At 68.4% G+C, this 17,237-nt stretch carries 12 protein-coding genes and 1 riboswitch; of the genes, 8 read left to right on the top strand and 4 right to left on the bottom strand.

Annotation, left to right across the window (positions count from 1 at the left end):
* The 4 genes from AC5JJ2_RS06290 to AC5JJ2_RS06275 all read right to left on the bottom strand — a co-directional run.
* Positions 1 to 561: NAD(P)-binding domain-containing protein (locus AC5JJ2_RS06290; RefSeq protein ID WP_495857114.1), on the bottom strand; the 561-nt coding region annotated here is incomplete at its 3' end.
* 48 nt (positions 562 to 609) lie between these two features.
* Positions 610 to 1,047: a type II toxin-antitoxin system VapC family toxin gene (locus AC5JJ2_RS06285; RefSeq protein ID WP_495857113.1), complete on the bottom strand. Its 438-nt coding sequence runs from the start codon at positions 1,045 to 1,047 to the stop codon at positions 610 to 612.
* A complete protein-coding gene (locus AC5JJ2_RS06280) occupies positions 1,044 to 1,340 on the bottom strand; it encodes a hypothetical protein (RefSeq protein WP_495857112.1) in 297 nt (98 codons plus the stop codon). Before AC5JJ2_RS06280 ends, AC5JJ2_RS06285 begins: the two co-directional genes overlap by 4 nt.
* Before the next feature lie 30 nt (positions 1,341 to 1,370).
* The gene (locus tag AC5JJ2_RS06275) at positions 1,371 to 1,688 is read right to left on the bottom strand and encodes a hypothetical protein (RefSeq protein WP_495857111.1); all 318 of its coding nucleotides are present in this window, start codon (positions 1,686 to 1,688) and stop codon (positions 1,371 to 1,373) included.
* A 119-nt stretch (positions 1,689 to 1,807) separates the two neighbouring features.
* Here AC5JJ2_RS06275 and AC5JJ2_RS06270 point away from each other — a divergent pair, with 119 nt between their 5' ends.
* The 8 genes from AC5JJ2_RS06270 (at position 1,808) to AC5JJ2_RS06235 (ending at position 17,119) form a co-directional block, all read left to right on the top strand.
* The gene (locus AC5JJ2_RS06270; RefSeq protein ID WP_495857110.1) at positions 1,808 to 4,843 is read left to right on the top strand and encodes a WD40 repeat domain-containing protein; all 3,036 of its coding nucleotides are present in this window, start codon (positions 1,808 to 1,810) and stop codon (positions 4,841 to 4,843) included.
* A 192-nt stretch (positions 4,844 to 5,035) separates the two neighbouring features.
* Entirely contained in the window at positions 5,036 to 5,776 is a 741-nt protein-coding gene (locus tag AC5JJ2_RS06265) for an ABC transporter ATP-binding protein (protein ID WP_495857109.1), read from the top strand.
* Positions 5,773 to 6,771 carry an ABC transporter permease gene (locus AC5JJ2_RS06260; protein WP_495857108.1) on the top strand — a complete coding sequence of 333 codons (999 nt, stop codon included), beginning with the start codon at positions 5,773 to 5,775 and terminating at the stop codon, positions 6,769 to 6,771. The genes AC5JJ2_RS06265 and AC5JJ2_RS06260 overlap by 4 nt, the downstream gene beginning before the upstream one ends.
* A 219-nt stretch (positions 6,772 to 6,990) precedes the next feature.
* Positions 6,991 to 7,527: a hypothetical protein gene (locus tag AC5JJ2_RS06255; RefSeq protein WP_495857107.1), complete on the top strand. Its 537-nt coding sequence runs from the start codon at positions 6,991 to 6,993 to the stop codon at positions 7,525 to 7,527.
* 222 nt (positions 7,528 to 7,749) lie between these two features.
* Positions 7,750 to 7,848: riboswitch (cyclic di-GMP riboswitch) on the top strand.
* 206 nt (positions 7,849 to 8,054) lie between these two features.
* Complete coding sequence (locus AC5JJ2_RS06250) at positions 8,055 to 8,693, top strand: hypothetical protein (protein WP_495857106.1); 639 nt, start codon at positions 8,055 to 8,057, stop codon at positions 8,691 to 8,693.
* Between the two features lie 210 nt (positions 8,694 to 8,903).
* On the top strand, positions 8,904 to 13,010 hold the full coding sequence (locus AC5JJ2_RS06245; protein ID WP_495857105.1) for a PVC-type heme-binding CxxCH protein: 4,107 nt from the start codon (positions 8,904 to 8,906) through the stop codon (positions 13,008 to 13,010).
* 155 nt (positions 13,011 to 13,165) lie between these two features.
* The gene (locus tag AC5JJ2_RS06240) at positions 13,166 to 14,833 is read left to right on the top strand and encodes a hypothetical protein (protein ID WP_495857104.1); all 1,668 of its coding nucleotides are present in this window, start codon (positions 13,166 to 13,168) and stop codon (positions 14,831 to 14,833) included.
* 192 nt (positions 14,834 to 15,025) lie between these two features.
* Positions 15,026 to 17,119, top strand: coding sequence for a DUF1549 and DUF1553 domain-containing protein (locus tag AC5JJ2_RS06235; protein ID WP_495857103.1), 2,094 nt, complete (start codon positions 15,026 to 15,028; stop codon positions 17,117 to 17,119).
* The last annotated feature ends 118 nt before the right edge of the window (positions 17,120 to 17,237 follow it).

Below are 17,237 nucleotides of genomic sequence, written 5' to 3'. Positions count from 1 at the left end.
GACCATCTTGACGAAGTGCCCGGCCCCCTCCGGCCCGACCCAGTCGCAGCACGGGACGCCGTCGTCCACCTTCGCGGCGATGGCCTGGAAGATCGGCTTGACGGCCGGCCACGCCTCGGCCGCCCCGCCGGGCATGATGCTCGGCCCCTTCAATGCGCCTTCTTCCCCGCCGCTCACGCCGCTGCCGACGAACAGGATGCCCTTCTCCTTGAGCGCCTTCATCCGCCGGCTGGTGTCCGGGAAGTGGGTGTTGCCGCCGTCGATGAGGATGTCGCCGGGTTCGAGGTACGGCAGGACTGACGCGATGGTGTCATCGACGGCCTGCCCGGCCTTGACCATCATCATGACCTTCCGCGGCCGCTTGAGGCTGGCGGCGAAGTCCTTGAGCGTGTGCGCGCCGACGAACTTCTTCCCCTTGCCGCGGCCGTTGACGAACGCGTCCACCTTGTCGGTGGTGCGGTTGAACACGGCGCAGGTGTACCCGCGGCTTTCCATGTTGAGGACGAGGTTTTCGCCCATGACGGCGAGGCCGATGAGGCCGATGTCGGCGGTAGCGGACATGATTGCACTGCCTTGTGAAGGGTGTGGGAATCGCGACTGAGGGGCATCTTACGAGGTGGCGGGAACGGGAGGAGGCGGCGGGACGGCCCAGTTTTCGACGCTCAGCCCCGGCACGGCGGAGAGGTCAGAGTCCGTCGTCACGACCGTCGCGCCGAGGACGAGGGCGACGGCTGCGAGTTGGATGTCCACCTGTTGTATGGGACGCCCACGCCGGTCGAGTTCGGCCGCGATCCGCCCGTACTCTCGGGCGGCAGCGGAGTCAAAAGGCCACTGCCGCAACTTGCGCAAGCTGGACTTCAACAACTTCAGGTTTCGGTCGCGGGTCGAACTCGCCTCCGCCCCGTAGTAGAGTTCCCCCACGATGGGCAGGGCAGTGCCGAGTACGGCCCCGGTCTTTGAGACCCGAATGGCCTGCAGGTCAACACCGCGGCGTTTGTTGAACAGGTCGCTGACCGCGTTCGTGTCCAAGAGGTACTTCCGACTCATGGGAATAGCCCTCGGATTTTCTGTTGGTACTTCTCCCAGTTCGCTAGCTGCCATTGCTTTCGCTCTTCGAGGATGCGCTGAAACTCGGCGTACTCCTCGTCGTTCATCTGGTACTCCTTGATCGACTCGAAGAATTCCGCCCACTTCTCGTCCGTGTCGAGAACGTCGTTCGAGGCGACTCGATCGTCGCCCGTCAGCCGCGTTTCCACTTCCGCCCCTTCCGACCAGTCGGCCGGTAATGGGTTGTCGAACTCGACCTTCCCGTTCCGTAACTTCCCGCGAACGCTGCTCATGACTTCCTCCGAATGTGGTCGTGCCATCCGCTAGGGGAACAGTCCCCGGATCCTCTCTTGGTACTTCTCCCAGTTCGCCAGTTCCCAGTGCTTATATTCTTCAAGAACGCGGTTGAACTCCGCGTAATCCTCGTCCGACATTTGAAACTGTTTCAAGCTATCGAAGTAGGCTTCCCACCGGGCCACCGACTCCGGGTCGGTCCCGGTCAACGACGGGTCTTCGGCCGGAACCTCCTCGGCCGTCTCGCTCAGCCGCGTCTCGACTTCCGCCCCCTCCGGCCAGTCGGCCGGTGGCGTGCCTTCCAGTTCGACCTTCCCGTTCCGCCATCGGCCGCGAACGCTGCTCATGGTTTCGCCCTCCGCGCGTCTGCCACGCATCATACCAGATCGCCGCGGCGTGTAACTCGTTCGTTCCCGCCGTCGGGGCTGCCCTGTATACTCCACTCGGCTTCATCAGGAGAGCAGTCATGGCCCGGTTTCTCGTGGCGGCAGCGTTGCTAACGGGCTTCGCGGGGAACGCGCTCGCGCAGACGGCGGACGCCGTCACCGCGACGCTCGCCAAGTTCAAGGAGGAACGGGCCGAGGCCGTCAAGCTCGGCGAGCCGGCCGACCGGATGACCGCCGCCGACCAGTTCGCGGAGAAGGCGAACGCCGCCCTCAAGGCCGAGAAGCTGCCGCTCGCGGCGAAGCTGGCCCGCGAGGCGCGCTGGGCGCTGCCGGCCCGGCCGCTCGGCCTGCCGGAGAACGTCGAGCGGGTCATCGGGTACGTCCGCCTGCGGCACGCCGATCGCGTCAACGCCATGACGTACACGCCGGACGGCGAGAAGCTGATCTCCGCGTCGCGGGACGGCACGGTCCGCGTCTGGGACCTCGGCAACGGCCGCGAGGTGTTCACGTACCGCGGCCACGTCACCCCGCCGGGCGACGACAAGGCCACCGTCGATGACCGGTCGATCTTCAAGGTCCCGGCCGTCGCCGTGTCCGCGGACGGCACGCTCGTCGCGTCCACCGGCAGCGGCGAGATTCACGTCTGGGACTTGAAGACCGGGAAGCTCAAGAAGAAGATTCCCGGTCACAACCAGCTCCTCATCCGCGGCCTCGCGTTCCTGCCGGACGGCAAGCACCTCGCCACCGGCGGCGACGACAAGATCGTCCGCGTCTGGACCATCGAGACGGCGAAGGAAGCGGTCGCGTTCCCGGCCCAGAACGCGCGGATCGAGGCGGTGGCCGTCAGCCCGAACGGGAAGCTCGTCGCGGCCACGGACGCGAACGGCCTGCTCGCCGTGTACAAGGCCGACGGGTCGGACAAGAAGCCGGTCATGGCCGTCCAGGCGAGCGACGCCAACGCCGCGAACCTCGGCGTGCTGTTCACCAGCGACGGGGCGAAAATCTTCACCGCCGGCGGCGACCAGAAGCCGCGGCTGACGACCGGCCCCGGCCCGGACGGCGGGTCCGCGGCGGGCATGGCGACGACGGCCCTGCGGTTCGAGGGGCACGCCGGCCGCATCCACGCCGTCGCCGCGACGAAGGACGGGAAGCTGTTCGCCACGGCCAGCGACGACAAGACGGTCCGCGTCTGGGATTCCGCCACCGGCAAGACGGTCCGCCACTTCCAGGGACTGCTCGGCCCGGCCACGGCCGTCGCGGTCCGCCCGGACGGGAAGCAACTCGCCGCCGGGACGGACGACGGCACGATCCGCCTCTGGGACCTGAGCGCGACCGACGAACACCGCGCGTCCACCGAGGCGACGGATTCCGTCTGGACGGCCGCGTTCGGCCAAGACGGCACGAAGTACGCCACCGGCGGCGCGGACCGGACGGTGCGGGTCTACGAAACGGCCACCGGCAAGCTCGAACACAAGCTGACTGGCCACGCCGGCGCGGTGACGAGCCTGACGTTCCTGCCGGGCGGCCGGCTGGCGTCGGCGGGCGGCGACAAGGTCGTGAAGCTGTGGGACGCGAAGGGCGGGAAGTTCCTTCGCGACCTGACCGGCCACGGGTCGGCGGTGCTGGCGGTCGCGGCCGACGGGCCGACCGTCGTGTCCGGCGGCATCGACAAGGCGGTGAAGGGCTGGGACGTGGAGGCCGGGAAGGCGGCGTGGACGTGGCCCGGCCGGTCGGCCGTCGCCGCACTCGCCGTCCGCAAGGGCGGCAAGCAGGTCGCCGTCGGCACGGCCGACGGGTGGCTGACGATTTTGAACGTCACGGCGTCTGAAGCGAAGCCGGTCGGCACGGGGCAGCAGGCGCATGTCGCCGGGGTCGCGGCCATCGCGTACAGCGCCGACGGCGGGAAGCTCGCCACCGTCGGCGGCGACGGCAAGTTCGCCCTCTGGTCCGTCTCCGACGACGGCACGCTTTCGCAGTTGAACAAGGACGACACGACGAAGCGCCCCACCGCGACCGGCGTGACGGCGGCGCTGTCGGCGGTGGCGTTCGGCCCGGACGGGAAACTCGCGGCGTCCGCCGGGGCGGACATGGCGATCCACGTCTGGGACACGGCCACCGGCGCGGAGGTCCGCACCCTCCGCGGCCACACGGACTGGGTGACGGCCGTGGCGTTCGCCCCGGACGGGGAACACATCCTGTCCGTCGGCGTGGACAAGGTCGCGCGAGTGTTCGAGCTGAGCAAGGCCGAGGCGTCCGCCCGGATCGGCCACGCGATGGCGGCGAAGGCCGTCGCCGTGCGGAAGGACGGCAAGCTCATCGCCTCCGGGTCCGACGACAAGACGATCAAAATCTGGGAGCTGGCGACCGGGAAGGAAGTCGCCACGTTGGCCGGCTCGACGGAGGTGGTGTTCGCGGTTTGCTTCGTCGGGCTGGAAAAGGTCGCTTCCGGGGGCGACGATTCGCGGCTTCGCGTCTGGTCCGTCGCGGGGGCGAAGCAGGACAAGAGCCAGTCCACGGGCAAAATTTACGTCCTGCAACCGTCCGCGGACGGCACGCGGGTCGGCGTCTGGTCGCGGGGCACGAAGGACGTTTACGAAATCGTCCCACTTGGCGACGGCAAGGCCCCGGAGCCGATTACCGAGAAGGAGCGGACGCCGAGTTGCGCCACGTTCTCGGCCGATCTGTCGTGGGTCGTTTCCGGGGCGGACGACGGCACCCTCCGAATCTGGGACACGGCCAAGCGGGAATCCGTCGGCGGCGACTTGCCGATTCACGTCAAGCGGGTGGCGGACGTGGGGCTGACGGCGGACAAGGCGAAACTGGTGGCCGTGGACGAGGACGGCGTGGCGAGGGTCGTGGACACGGCAAAGCGGGAGGTGCTGCAAACGATCAAGACCGGCGTGGCCGGGGTGATGGGCGTGATGGTCGTCCCGACCGGGGACAAGTTCGCGGTGATCGGCGCGGAGGGCGAGGTGAAGGCGTTCGACCTGGCCGGCAAGGAGTTGCGGGCGTGGGCGATGCCGACGGCCGTGAACGGCGTGGCGTTCACGCCGGACGGCAAGAAGCTCATCAGCGCCAACGCCGACGGCACGCTGGCGGTGCTGGTGCTGCCGTGAGCTGACTTCCGAAGTCCGGCTTCGACTTCGGAAGTGGAGCGGGATGAGGGGCTTCCGCGGGTCTTGTGGACGCTCCTCCCGGGATCGACTTCCGAAGTCGAAGCCGGACTTCGGAAGTCGGGCGTTCCGCCCCGTTGACACTTTCTTCCCCCGCCGCCACTCTTCCGGCCGGGCGTGAGCTACACTTCCCCCATGACCGCCGCCGTCTTCGAGAACGTCCGCAAGGACTACGCCACCGACCCGCTCCGCCGCCGGACCATCCCGGCCGTCCGCGGTGTCAGCCTCACCGTTCCCGCCGGGAAGGTGTTCGCTCTGCTCGGGCCGAACCGGGCCGGGAAGACCACGCTCGTCAAACTGCTGCTGTCGCTCGCGAGGCCGACCGGCGGCACGATCACCCGGCTCGGCGGGCCGCTGTCCGACCGCGCCACCCTCGGCCGCGTCGGGTACATGCACGAGAACCACGCCTTCCCCCGCTACCTGTCCGCCGCCGAAGTGCTGCACTTCTACGGCGGCCTCTCCGGCCTGCCGACGGAAGAGCTGCCCGCGAAGGTGGACCGGCTGCTCGACCGCGTCGGCCTCGCCGACCGCCGGCACGACACGATCAGCCGGTTCAGCAAGGGCATGGTCCAGCGGCTCGGCCTCGCGCAAGCGATCATCAACGACCCGGACCTGCTCATCCTCGACGAGCCGACGGAGGGGCTGGACCTGACCGGCCGGAAGTTGCTCCGCGAGGTCGTCCGCGAGACGAAGGCGGCCGGGAAGACGGTGCTGCTGATCTCGCACGTCCTTCCCGAGGTGGAGGAACTGGCCGACGAGGCGGCCGTCATCGTGGCGGGGAAGCTGGCGTTCACCGGAACCATTAAAGACCTATCGAACGGTCGGCCCCTGGAGGCGGCGTTGCAAGACGTGTACGACAAGGGGGCCGCGGCATGAACCTGTCGATCGCGATTCGCACGGTCCGGTGGATGGTCCGCGACACGTTCCGCCAGTCGGTCGCCACGAAGCTCGTGTGGGTGATGCTCGCCGTCACCTCCGTCTGCGCCCTGTTCTGCCTCAGCCTGACCGTCACTGCGCCGAGCGCCGCGACCGGCGACCAGTACGACGCGAGCGGGTTCATCACCCCGGAACAGGCGAAGCGGATCGGCGAGGAGAAGGTCAAGAAGGACGGGCTGAAGGTCGTCAGCGGCGAGGTGTCGCTCGGGTTCGGGATGATGAAAGTCCCCGTCGCCCGCCACCGGGAGGACGCCGTGCGGTACGTGCAGATCTGGCTCGCCGCCGTCCTCGCGGACACGGCCGGGGTGCTGCTCGCGCTGCTCTGGACGGCCGGGTTCCTGCCGACGTTCCTCGAACCGCAGTCCGCGACGGTGCTGCTCGCGAAGCCCGCCCCGCGGTGGGCGGTGCTGCTCGGGAAGTACCTCGGCGTCGTGCTGTTCGTCGCGATCCAGGCGTTCGTGTTCGTCGCCGCGACGTGGCTGGCCCTCGGCGCGAAGACCGGCGTGTGGGACGGCACGTACTGGCTGGCCGTGCCGATGCTCGTGCTAAACTTCGCGATCTTCTACGCCGTGTCCGCGTTCCTGGCCGTCGTCAGCCGCAGCACGGTCGTGTGTGTGTTCGGCACGCTGCTCTTCTGGCTGCTCTGCTGGACGATCAACTACACGCATCTGCGGGTGCTGGTGTCGCCGCCGGAGGGGTTCGCCGGGTCGTTCTTCCTGGACGTGGCGTACTGGGTGCTGCCGAAGCCGCTCGACCTGGGCGGCGTGTTCTACGACGCGATGCGGGCGACCGGGTTCGTCTCGCCTGTCCCGGAGCTGGACGCGGTGCAGCAGCGCGGCCTATCGCGGCCGGAGCTGTCCGTGCTGTCGAGCGCGGCGTTCGCGGTCGTGGCGCTGGCGCTGTCCGTGTACGAGTTCAAATCGACCGATTACTGACCGAACGACCGCGCCACCCGGCGGGACCGCTACAGTTTCACGCGCTTTCCCGACCGTTTTCCGCGGGGTAGTTTTTACAAACCGCCGATCCGTCCCAGATTGTGGTGTGTTCGGCGGCGGCCGGCACTCGTTCCCCCTCGCGGCCGCCGCCGGACACTCGCCCTCGGTTCAATTCGGTCGGGCTATAGAATACCCTTCCACCCACCCGGACCTTCCGCCATGCGAATCGCGTTCTTGTTGCTCCTCGTCTCGCCGTGCGTCGCGGCCGACCCCGTTACGTCCGGCGTGCCGGTCGGCAAGCGGCCGGGGCCATACAGCTTCCTCGTCGCGACCGGGCCGCAGCGCGGGCAGCAGACCTGTTACATTTGCGAACAGGCCGAGAAGCCGACGGCCGTGGTGTTCGCCCGCACGCTGTCCGAGCCGCTGGGGAAGTTGCTCGTGAAGTTCGACGCCGAGGCGGTGGCGAAGAAGGACGCCGGGTTCAAGGCGTGGATGACGCACCTGACCGAGACGGCCGACCTCGACGCCCTCGGCAAGTGGGGCCAGAAGCAGGGACTGAAGAGCCTGCCGGTCGGCGCGTTCGAGGACGTGGACGGCCCGCCCGCGTACAAGCTGCACAAGGACGCCGACGTGACCGTGCTGCTGTTCGTGAAGGAGAAGGTCGTCGCGAACTTCGCGTTCCGCAAGGGCGAGTTAACAGAGAAGGCCGTCGCCGACGTGACGAAGGCGCTGCCGAAGTTACTCGCGGCGAAGTGATTCGCGCCGCGGCGGTTCCCGTCGGATCGCGCGCTTCCGCCCGAATCGACCCGGCCGCACGATCCCACCGTCCGGCAAATTTTCGCCCGCTCCCGTAACTTTCCCCTTCCGCCCCGTCGCGGGCCGCCTAAGCTGGATGGAAACCGAGGCCCCGCGCCAGCTTTCGTGGCCGGGGTCGGAGTCGGCTCCGCGGCCGTGCTTGCGACCCAACGCTCGTCTCAGACCGCGAAATGGCAAACCCGCCGCGAGGCGGGGACGCAAAGTCATGGGCCTTCGGTCGGTGCCCCCCACCGATGACCGAACGGTCGCCAGGCTGCCGAACGGATGGGTTGGCGAAGTGCCCGTCCGTCCCCGGACGACGCCCGCGTCGTCCGCCGTCGCAAGGGTCGGTCCACTCTCGTGGATCGACTGCCCGGAGCCGACTTCCGGTTTTTCTCCCACCTTTCACGCCCCGCGTCTTGCATTTCGTCGGCGGGTCGGGTTGAATGGCCCGCACTTTCCCGATCCAACCGTTGCGAGGACGTTGCGTGAACAACTACTTGAAGGCCGCCGGCGGCGGGCTGGCCGCCGGGCTGATCGGGGCCGCGATCTGGGGCGGCATCACCTACGCGACGCACCGGGAGATCGGCTGGATCGCGTGGGGCGTCGGGCTGCTCGTCGGCCTCGGCGTGCGGCTGGTCGCCCGCGAGAACGACGGCGTGAACTACGGCATGATCGCCGTCGCCCTCGCGTTCCTGTCCATCGTCCTCGGCAAGTACCTGGCCGTCGCGCTGATCGTGGACGACGTGCAGAAGGAGCTCGGCAAGATTCAGATCGTCGTCACGGACGAAGACATGATCGCCGAGAAGGCGGACGAGGTCGCGGCCGAGTGGCGGGCGAAAGGGAAGGCGGTCGTCGCGAACAACAACCTGTCGGACGCGGCCAAGAAGAACTACCTGCCGGCGGTGACGGCCGAGGCCAAGAAGCGGTGGCTGGCCGTCCCCGCCGCCGACCGCCAGCGAAAGATCGCGGAGGAGCAGGCGGAGTTCAACGCGCTGATGGCCGACCTCGGCGGGCAGGCCCGGTCGCGGGGGTTCGCCGACAGCTTCCGGCCGATCGACGCCCTCTGGTTCATTCTCGCGGGCATCACCGCGTTCAAACTCGGGTCCGGCCTCGCGAGCGAGTGACCCGGATCGTCCCCCCGATGGCCGGTCTTGTGGAACCCGGAGCGGTAGCGACGGGGTGTGGAACCCGGAGCGGTAGCGACGGGGTGTGGGGGCTAACGCCACACCCCGTCGCTCCCGCTCCGGGTTCCACGTTGGAATACCCTCCGCCTGCTTGTTTCGGCCGCCGATTCCGGGTATCACTTTACCCACACACCCTCCCGGACACTTCCCATGACCGCACTCTTGCTCGCGCTCGCGCTCGCGGCGTCGGCCGACCCGGCCGCCGGCGTCCTCCCCGTCGGGGCCGACGGCAAGCCGCTCAACCTCGACTTCGAGGCCGGCACGCTCAAGGACTGGACGGTCGACGGCCATGCGTTCGACGGCCAGCCGATCAAGGGCGACACGGTGAAGCCTCGCCGCGGCGACATGACAAGCAAGCACCAGGGACAATTCTGGATCGGCGGGTTCGAGAAGCTCGGCGACAAGGCGACCGGCACGCTGACGAGTGCGGCGTTCAAGGTGACGCACCCGTGGGCCAGCTTCCTCGTCGCCGGCGGGCCGCACCCGAAGGCCACGTTCGTCGAGCTGATCGACGCGGCCACGAAGAAGCCGTTCTTCAGCGCCTGCAGCACAGACGAGACGGAGACGCTCCAACGGGTGGCCGTGGACCTGGCGACGGTGCAGGGGAAGGAGATTCAGGTCCGCCTCGTGGACACGCACACCGGGCACTGGGGGCATCTCAACTTCGACGACTTCCGGTTCCACGCGGAAAAGCCGACGGTCGCGGCCCGGCCCGCGCCGCTCGTGCAGGACGACTACCGGTTCGCCGGGCAGAAGCCGGACGACGCGGCGAAGAACATGACCGTACCGCCGGGGTTCAAGGTCGGCCTGTTCGCCGGGGAGCCGGACGTTCACCAGCCGATCGCGTTCTGCTTCGACGACCGCGGCCGGCTGTGGGTCGTCGAGGCGTTCGTCTACCCGAAGCGGAAGCCGTTCGACGGCCCGATGCTGCCGGAGAACCAACGGAAGAACGGCGACAAGGTTCTGATCTTCGAGGACACCGACGGCGACGGCAAGTTCGACAAGCGGACCGTCTTCCTGGAGGGGCTGAACCTCGTCAGCGGGATCGAGTACGGGTTCGGCGGCCTCTGGATCGGGGCCGCGCCGTACTTCCTGTTCATCCCGATTCTCGACGGCGACAAGGCGGGTGAGCCGAAGGTCCTGCTCGACGGCTGGGGCTACGAAGACACGCACGAGACGCTGAACAGCTTCGTGTGGGGGCCGGACGGCTGGTTGTACGGCTGTCACGGCGTCTTCACGCACAGCAAGGTCGGCAAGCCCGGCACGCCCGAGAAGGACCGGCAGAAGATCAACGCCGGCGTGTGGCGGTATCACCCGACGAAGCACGCCTTCGAGGTGTTCGCGCACGGCACGTCGAACCCGTGGGGGCTGGACTACAACCCGCACGGCGACTTCTTCGTGGAGGCGTGCGTCATCCCGCACCTGTGGCACATCGTCCAGGGCGGCCGCTACCAGCGGCAAGCCGGGTCGCACTTCAACCCGCACACCTACGACGACATCAAGACGATCGCCAAGCACCGGCACTACGTCGGCGCGACGCCGCACGGCGGGAACAACAAGTCCGACAGCGCCGGCGGCGGGCACGCGCACAGCGGCCTCGTCTGCTACCAGGGCGGCACGTGGCCGAAGGAGTACCACGGCAAGCTGCTCATGGGCAACATCCACGGCCATCGGATCAACGTGGACCAGGTCACGCCGAAGGGCAGCGGGTACGAGGGGGACCGCAACCCGGACTTCCTTCTGTCGAACGACCGGTACTGCATCATCGTGGCGATGCGGACCGGGCCGGACGGCAACCTGTTCTTCACCGACTGGTCGGACAAGCAGGTCTGCCACCGCAACGAGCCGGAAATCTGGGACCGCACGAACGGCCGCATCTTCAAGGTGAGCCACGAGGCAACGAAGCCGGTCGCGGGCCTCGACCTGCAGAAGTGCAGCGACGAGGAGCTGGTGAACTATCTGCTGCACGAGAACGAGTGGTACGCGCGGCACGCCCGGCGGATTTTGCAGGAGCGGGCGGCGGCGAAGAATTATGAGGCCGGTTGGGTCGCCGGGATGCGACAAAATCTGCTCAACATCGTGACGACGAATCACGACCCTCGGTCCCGCCTTCGGGGGCTGTGGGCCGGGTACGCGGCGTCAATCTTTGACCCGCAGGCGTTGCAAACCGTCGTCGGCTCTACGACCGACGAACGGGTTCGGGCGTGGGGGATGCGGTTGCTTGCCGCCGCGTGGAATGCGGGTTCATCCCATGACCCGGAAGAAACGACCGCAGACCAAAAGAAAGGTATTGCGACGTTCCTCCAGTTCCTCAACGGCGATGCCCTAAGGCGCGGCAACCTATACGGGCCGCACGAGCAACTCGCGCTCGCCGCCGTCGCCCAACGTCTACCCGCCAAGGACGCCGTCCGGGTGCTTCGGCATGTGATGGCTAGCCCGTTGTCGGAATCCGATCCGAACCTCTCGCACTTGCTTTGGTACGCACTGGAACCCGTTTGTGCGGCCAATCCGGCGGACGGCTTGGAACTCGTGAAGTCGTCCAAGCCCTCTCAATTCTTGCCCTTCGCCGCCCGGCGCATCGCGTCGCTCGGTACGCCGGAGGCGACGGCCGCGCTCGTGAAATTGCTCGGCGAGGCCGCCGCGACGGAGCCGCAACTCGCCATCCTCCGCGGCCTCGCGGACGGGCTGAAGGGCCGCAAGGACGCCGCCGCGCCGAAGGAGTGGGCCGACGTGTTCGCGAAGCTCGTCCAGAGCGCGTCGGCCGACGTGCGGTCGGCCGCGTTCGCCGTCGGCGTCGCGTTCCGCGACCCGGCCGCGGCGAACGCGCTGCTCGAAATCGTCGGCGACGCGAAGGCGGCTGCCACAATTCGCCAGAACGCCCTCTCCGCGCTGTTGGACGTTGGCCACAACCGGCTCGGCGGCGTGCTGAAGGACTTGCTGACCGACCCGGCGATGCGGACGGCCGCGATCCGCGGCATGGGCCGCGTTGCGGACGACGGCGTGCCGGCGGCGCTCGTCGCCGCGTACCCGAAGCTCACCGCCGCCGACAAGCGGGACGCCATCGCCACGCTCGCCAGCCGCGCGAAGTTCGGCATGGCCCTGCTCGACGCGATCGACAAAAAGGCCGTCCCCGCGACCGACGTGCCGGCCGAGACGGTCCGCCAGCTCCGCAACCTGAACGACGAGGCGCTGAACAAGCAAATCGCCGCCGTCTGGGGGACGGTCCGCGACACGCCGGACGACCGCAAGAAGCTCATCCAGGAGTGGCGGCGGCGGTTGGCCAACCCGCAGCCGGAGGACTTGGCCCACGGCCGGGCCATGTTCAACAAGGTGTGCGCCCAGTGCCACACGCTCTACGGGACCGGCGGCAAGGTCGGACCGGACATCACCGGGTCGAACCGAGCCGACGCCGCGTACCTGCTGGAGAACATGTTCGACCCGTCGGCCGTCATCCCGAAGGAGTACGCGGCGACGAAGCTCGACCTCGCCGACGGCCGCGTCGTCACCGGCATCGTCAAGGAGGAGACGAAGACGGCGCTAACCGTCGTGACCGACCGCGAGACGCTGACGATCCCGCTGGCGGACGTCGCCGGCCGGAAGGCGTCGGCCGAGTCGATGATGCCGAACGACCTGACGAAGCAACTCAACGACCGCGAAATCCGCGACCTGATCGCGTACCTCCGCCACCCGCAGCAGGTGACGGCCCTCGCGACCGCCGAGACGGCGAAGGACTTCTTCAACGGCAAGGACCTGGCCGGCTGGGACGGCGACATGAGCGTGTGGTCCGTCGAGAACGGCGAGATCTTCGGCAAGACGAAGACCGGCCTCAAGCGGAACACGTTCCTCAAGGGGCCGCTCGAAGTCCGCGACTTCAAGCTGACGCTCAAGGTGAAACTGACGCCGAACTCCGAGAACAGCGGCATCCAGTTCCGCAGCGTCCCGATCGAAGGGGGTGAGATGCGCGGCCCGCAAGCGGACGTGGGCAAGGGGTGGTGGGGCAAGCTCTACGAGGAGAGCGGCCGCGGCCTGCTCGCGAAGGAGGGCGGCGAGAAGTTCGTGAAGGAAGGCGAGTGGAACGACTACGTCGTCGAGGCCGTCGGGCCGACGGTGAAGCTGTGGATCAACGGCGAGAAGGTGGCCGACCTGTCGGACGAGAAGCTGGCGAAGCGCGGCCTGATCGCGTTCCAGGTCCACAGCGGTGGCCCGATGGAAGTGCGGTTCAAGGACATCAAGTTGGAGGTAGTGGGAGGGAAGTGACGCCGAAGGGGTTCGGCACTCCTGGGACCGCGGGCGTCCCGCCCGCCCACCTTCCTGCCTCGGGGACCTGGCTTCGCCGGCTGGGGCCGTGGCGGGCGGGACGCCCGCGGTCCCAGGCCCGACTGCCACCGACGTTGGAAACGAGTTTCGTAGCGATGCGAGCCACCTTCGTCCTTCTGCTCACCGCTTTTCCCCTCGTCGCGGCCGACCTGCCCGGCTTCCGCAAGTCGGCGTGGTTTGACGAACAGGTCCGCGAGCAGTGGGTCGCCGAGGGCGTCCGCGTCCTGATGACCGCCCCCGGCGACTTCGACCCGAAGAAGCCGACGCGGCTCGTGATCTTCGCCACGCCGAACGGCAACAGCATCGAGCAGACGCTCGGCCGCGCCAACGACGCCGACTGGCACTTCGACATCCAGCACGTCGCCGCGCAGGTCCGCCGGTTCCGCGAACGGACGCCGCAGGAGAACGTCGTCCTCGCCTGCACGGAGGCGGAGGGACTGAGCTGGCCCGCGTGGAAGCGGAAGTTTCCCGACGGCCCGGCGCGGGTGCGGGCCGTCGTCGAAGCGGTCCGCGGCTGGCTGCCGAAGGGGGACGTGCGGCTCGTCCTCGCGGCCCACAGCGGCGGCGGCAGCTTCCTGTTCGGCTACCTCGATTCCGCCGACGCGATTCCGGCCGAAGTCGAACGCATCATATTCCTCGACGCGAACTACAGCTACCGCGACGCGGACAAGCACGGCGACAAGCTGCTCGCGTGGCTGAAGGACGACGCCGCGCGGCAGCTGGTCGTCGTCGCCTACGACGACCGCAACGTCACGCTCGACGGCAAGCCGGTCGTCACCGGCGACGGCGGCACGTACCGGGCCACCGACCGGATGCGCGCCCGCTTCGCCCAGGACGTGGAACTAAAGGAATTGAAGGCCGGCGACATCGTCAGCCGCGTCGGGCTGGACGGCCGGCTGGCTCTGCACGTCCACACGAACCCGCAGAACCGCATCCTGCACACGGCCCTCGTCGGCGAGATGAACGGCCTGCTCCGCGGCCTGACCGACGGCGTGCCCGCCGGCCCGCGCGACTACGCGAAGTGGGTGCAGCCGGCCCCCGCCATCCCGCCGCGGCCGGCGGACGCAATCGGCGGCCGGGCGTTCTTCGCGAAGATCGAGAAGCTCACCCGTAACGAGCGCGAGGACGCCATCGCGAACGAAATCCTTCGCAGCAACATTCCCGACTTCCTCCGCACGTTCCACAAGTTGACGCTGAAGGCGGACGGCCACGCCGCAACCCTGGAGGTGATGCCGGACTACCTGGCCGTCGGCAGCGACGCCGACTTCGTCCGCGTGCCGATGACGCCGAAGACCGCCGCGCGGGTCGCCGACGCCTTCGGCTGTGCCCTGCCGACGCGGAAGCTGGTGGACGACATCTACCGCGCCGCGGCGGTGAAGCTCGACCCGCGGCCGCTGACGAAGGACCGTGAATCGTCCGCGACGTTCCTCGAACACCACGATCTCATCGAGCGGCAGCGCAACGGGAAGAAGCTCGGCGAGTTGGTGGCCGGAATCAAGAAGGACGTGGTGGTCTCGAACCGCGTCGGCGAGCGGCCGGACCGCGTGGCGATCTACGGCTGGCACAAGCCGGACGGCTCGCCGATTCAGCCGCTGACCATCGTTCACGTGAACTGGTACGTCGATTACAGCCACGGCGTCCGGCTGATGAAGCGGGCCGTCACCGTGAACGGCAAGGTGCGCGACGTGCGGCATGTGCTGTACACGAGGGCCCTCGCCCCGCTGCTCAGCGACGAGGGGCCGATCGCGTGGCCGGGGTATTGACCGACTTCCGAAGTCCGGCTTCGACTTCGGAAGTCGATCCCGCGCGGGCGCGTTTCTCCCCTCACGTCCGCCGCCGTCCCGCTCGACTTCCGAAGTCGAAACCGGACTTCGGAAGTCGGGCCGACGGTTGACACACCCCCACAAGAGTGGATACTTGAACCGATAGCCCTCCTCCCGCCGCGGTTCGCTTCAATGCTTCCTTCCCGCGTCCTCCTCCTCAGCCTCCTGCTACTCGGTAGCGTCGCCGCCGACGAGCCGGCCGACCACTGGGCTTGGAAGAAGCCCGCCCGTCCCGCCGCGCCGTCGTCCATCGACGCGCTCGTGCGGGCGAAGCTCGACGGCCTCGCCCCGGCCCCGCCCGCGTCGCGGCCGCACCTGATCCGCCGCGTCACGTTCGCGCTCACCGGCCTGCCGCCGACGCCGGAAGAGACGGCCGCATTCGTCAACGATTCGTCCGCCAACGCCTACGACAAGGTGATCGACCGGCTGCTCGCGTCCGAACATTACGGCGAGCGGTGGGGCCGGCACTGGCTCGACCTCGCCCGGTACGCCGACACGAACGGGTTCGAGCACGACGAGGTCCGGCCGCACGCCTGGCGGTATCGGGATTACGTCATCAAGAGTTTCAACGACGACAAGCCGTTCGACCGCTTCGTACTCGAACAGCTCGCCGGCGACGAGGCGTTCCCCGGCGACCCGGCCGCGCTCGTCGCCACCGGGTTCAACCTGCTCGGCCCGGACATGACCGACGCCGCCGACCAGGCGCAGCGGCGGCTGAACACGCTCAACGACATGACCGACACGGCCGGCCTCGCGTTCCTGGGAATGACGGTCGCGTGCGCCCGCTGCCACGACCACAAGTTCGAGCCGATCTCGCAGGCCGACTACTACCGCCTCCAGGCGTTCTTCGCCGGGGCCGAGTTCAAAACGAACCTCGACGTGGCGTCCTCGACGGACCGCGACCGGCACGCCGCCGCGAAGCGGGAGTACGACCGGCTGACGCAGACCCTCCGCGACGACATCGCCGCGCTCGACAATCCGGTGCGGGCGAAACTATTTGAATCGAAGCTGGCGAAGTTGCCACCGGAGGCGCAGAAGGCGCACCGCACGCCGCCGGAGAAGCGGGACGGCGGGATGATCGAACTCGTCGATCAGTCGGCGAAGAAGGTCGCCGTTACCGACGCGGAGGTCGAGAAGCAGCTCGCCACCGACGACCTGACGAAACTGAAGTCGCTGCGGCAGAAACTGAAGACGTTCGACGCGAAAAAGCCGCCAGCGATGCCGGTCGCGATCGGGATGACCGACCGCCCCGGCCCGCCGCCGAAGACGCACCTCCTCGAACGCGGCGAACTGTCGAACAAGGCGGACGAAGTTCAGCCCGGCTTCCCGACTACGCTGCTGCCGGACCAGAAGCCGCAGCCCGCGGCGGTGGCGGCCCTCGCCGCGTCCAGCGGCCGGCGGCTCGCGCTCGCGAAGTGGGTCGCGAGCGGCGACAACCCGCTGACCGCCCGCGTGCTGGTGAACCGGCTGTGGCAGCACCACTTCGGCCGCGGCATCGTCCCGACGGCCAGCGACTTCGGCGTCCGCGGCGAGCGGCCGACGCACCCGGAACTGCTCGACTGGCTCGCGTGCGAACTCGTGGACGGCGGCTGGAAGCTGAAGCGCATGCACAAGCTGATCCTGCTCTCGGAAACGTACCAACAATCGACGCACGTTTCGGCCGAGGCCCGCGCGAGGGACCCGGACAACAAGTTGTTCAGCCGCATGAACCGGCTGCGGCTCGAAGGCGAGGCGGTCCGCGATTCGCTGCTCTTCATCAGCGGCCGGTTGAACCCGAAGATGGGCGGCCCCGGCGTCTTCCCGCCGCTGCCGCCGGAAGTCGCGAAGGGGTCGAAGGGCGGCTGGCCCGTGAGTACCGACCCGGCCGACCACGTCCGCCGCAGCGTCTACACGTTCGCCCGGCGGAACCTCCGCCACCCGTTCCTGGAGGCGTTCGACCAGCCGGACAGCAACCTGAGTTGCCCGAAGCGGGAGCGCAGCACGACCGCCCCGCAGGCGCTCGCGCTGCTAAACGCGGCCGAGGCGACCGAGGCGGCGAGTGCCCTGGCCGCGCGGCTGGCGAAGGAGCCGGAGGCGACGCGGATCGACCGCGCCTACCGGGTCACACTCGGCCGCACGCCGACGGTGAAAGAGCGCGAGCGGGCCGTCGTCTTCCTACAAGACTCCCCGCTGCCGGAACTGTGCCGGGCGTTGTTCAACCTGAACGAGTTCGTTTACCTCGATTGAAAACAGGCCCGCAGATGACGCCGATAAGAGCGCAGATGAAGAGGATAAAGACTTAGAATCCGTTCCTGGTATTGATCTTCTTCATCTGCGTCCGAAGGTCTGCGTCATCTGCGGGCCA

The sequence above is a fragment of the Limnoglobus sp. genome (assembly GCF_059499385.1).
This window is presented reverse-complemented; position numbering and strand designations above follow the sequence as displayed.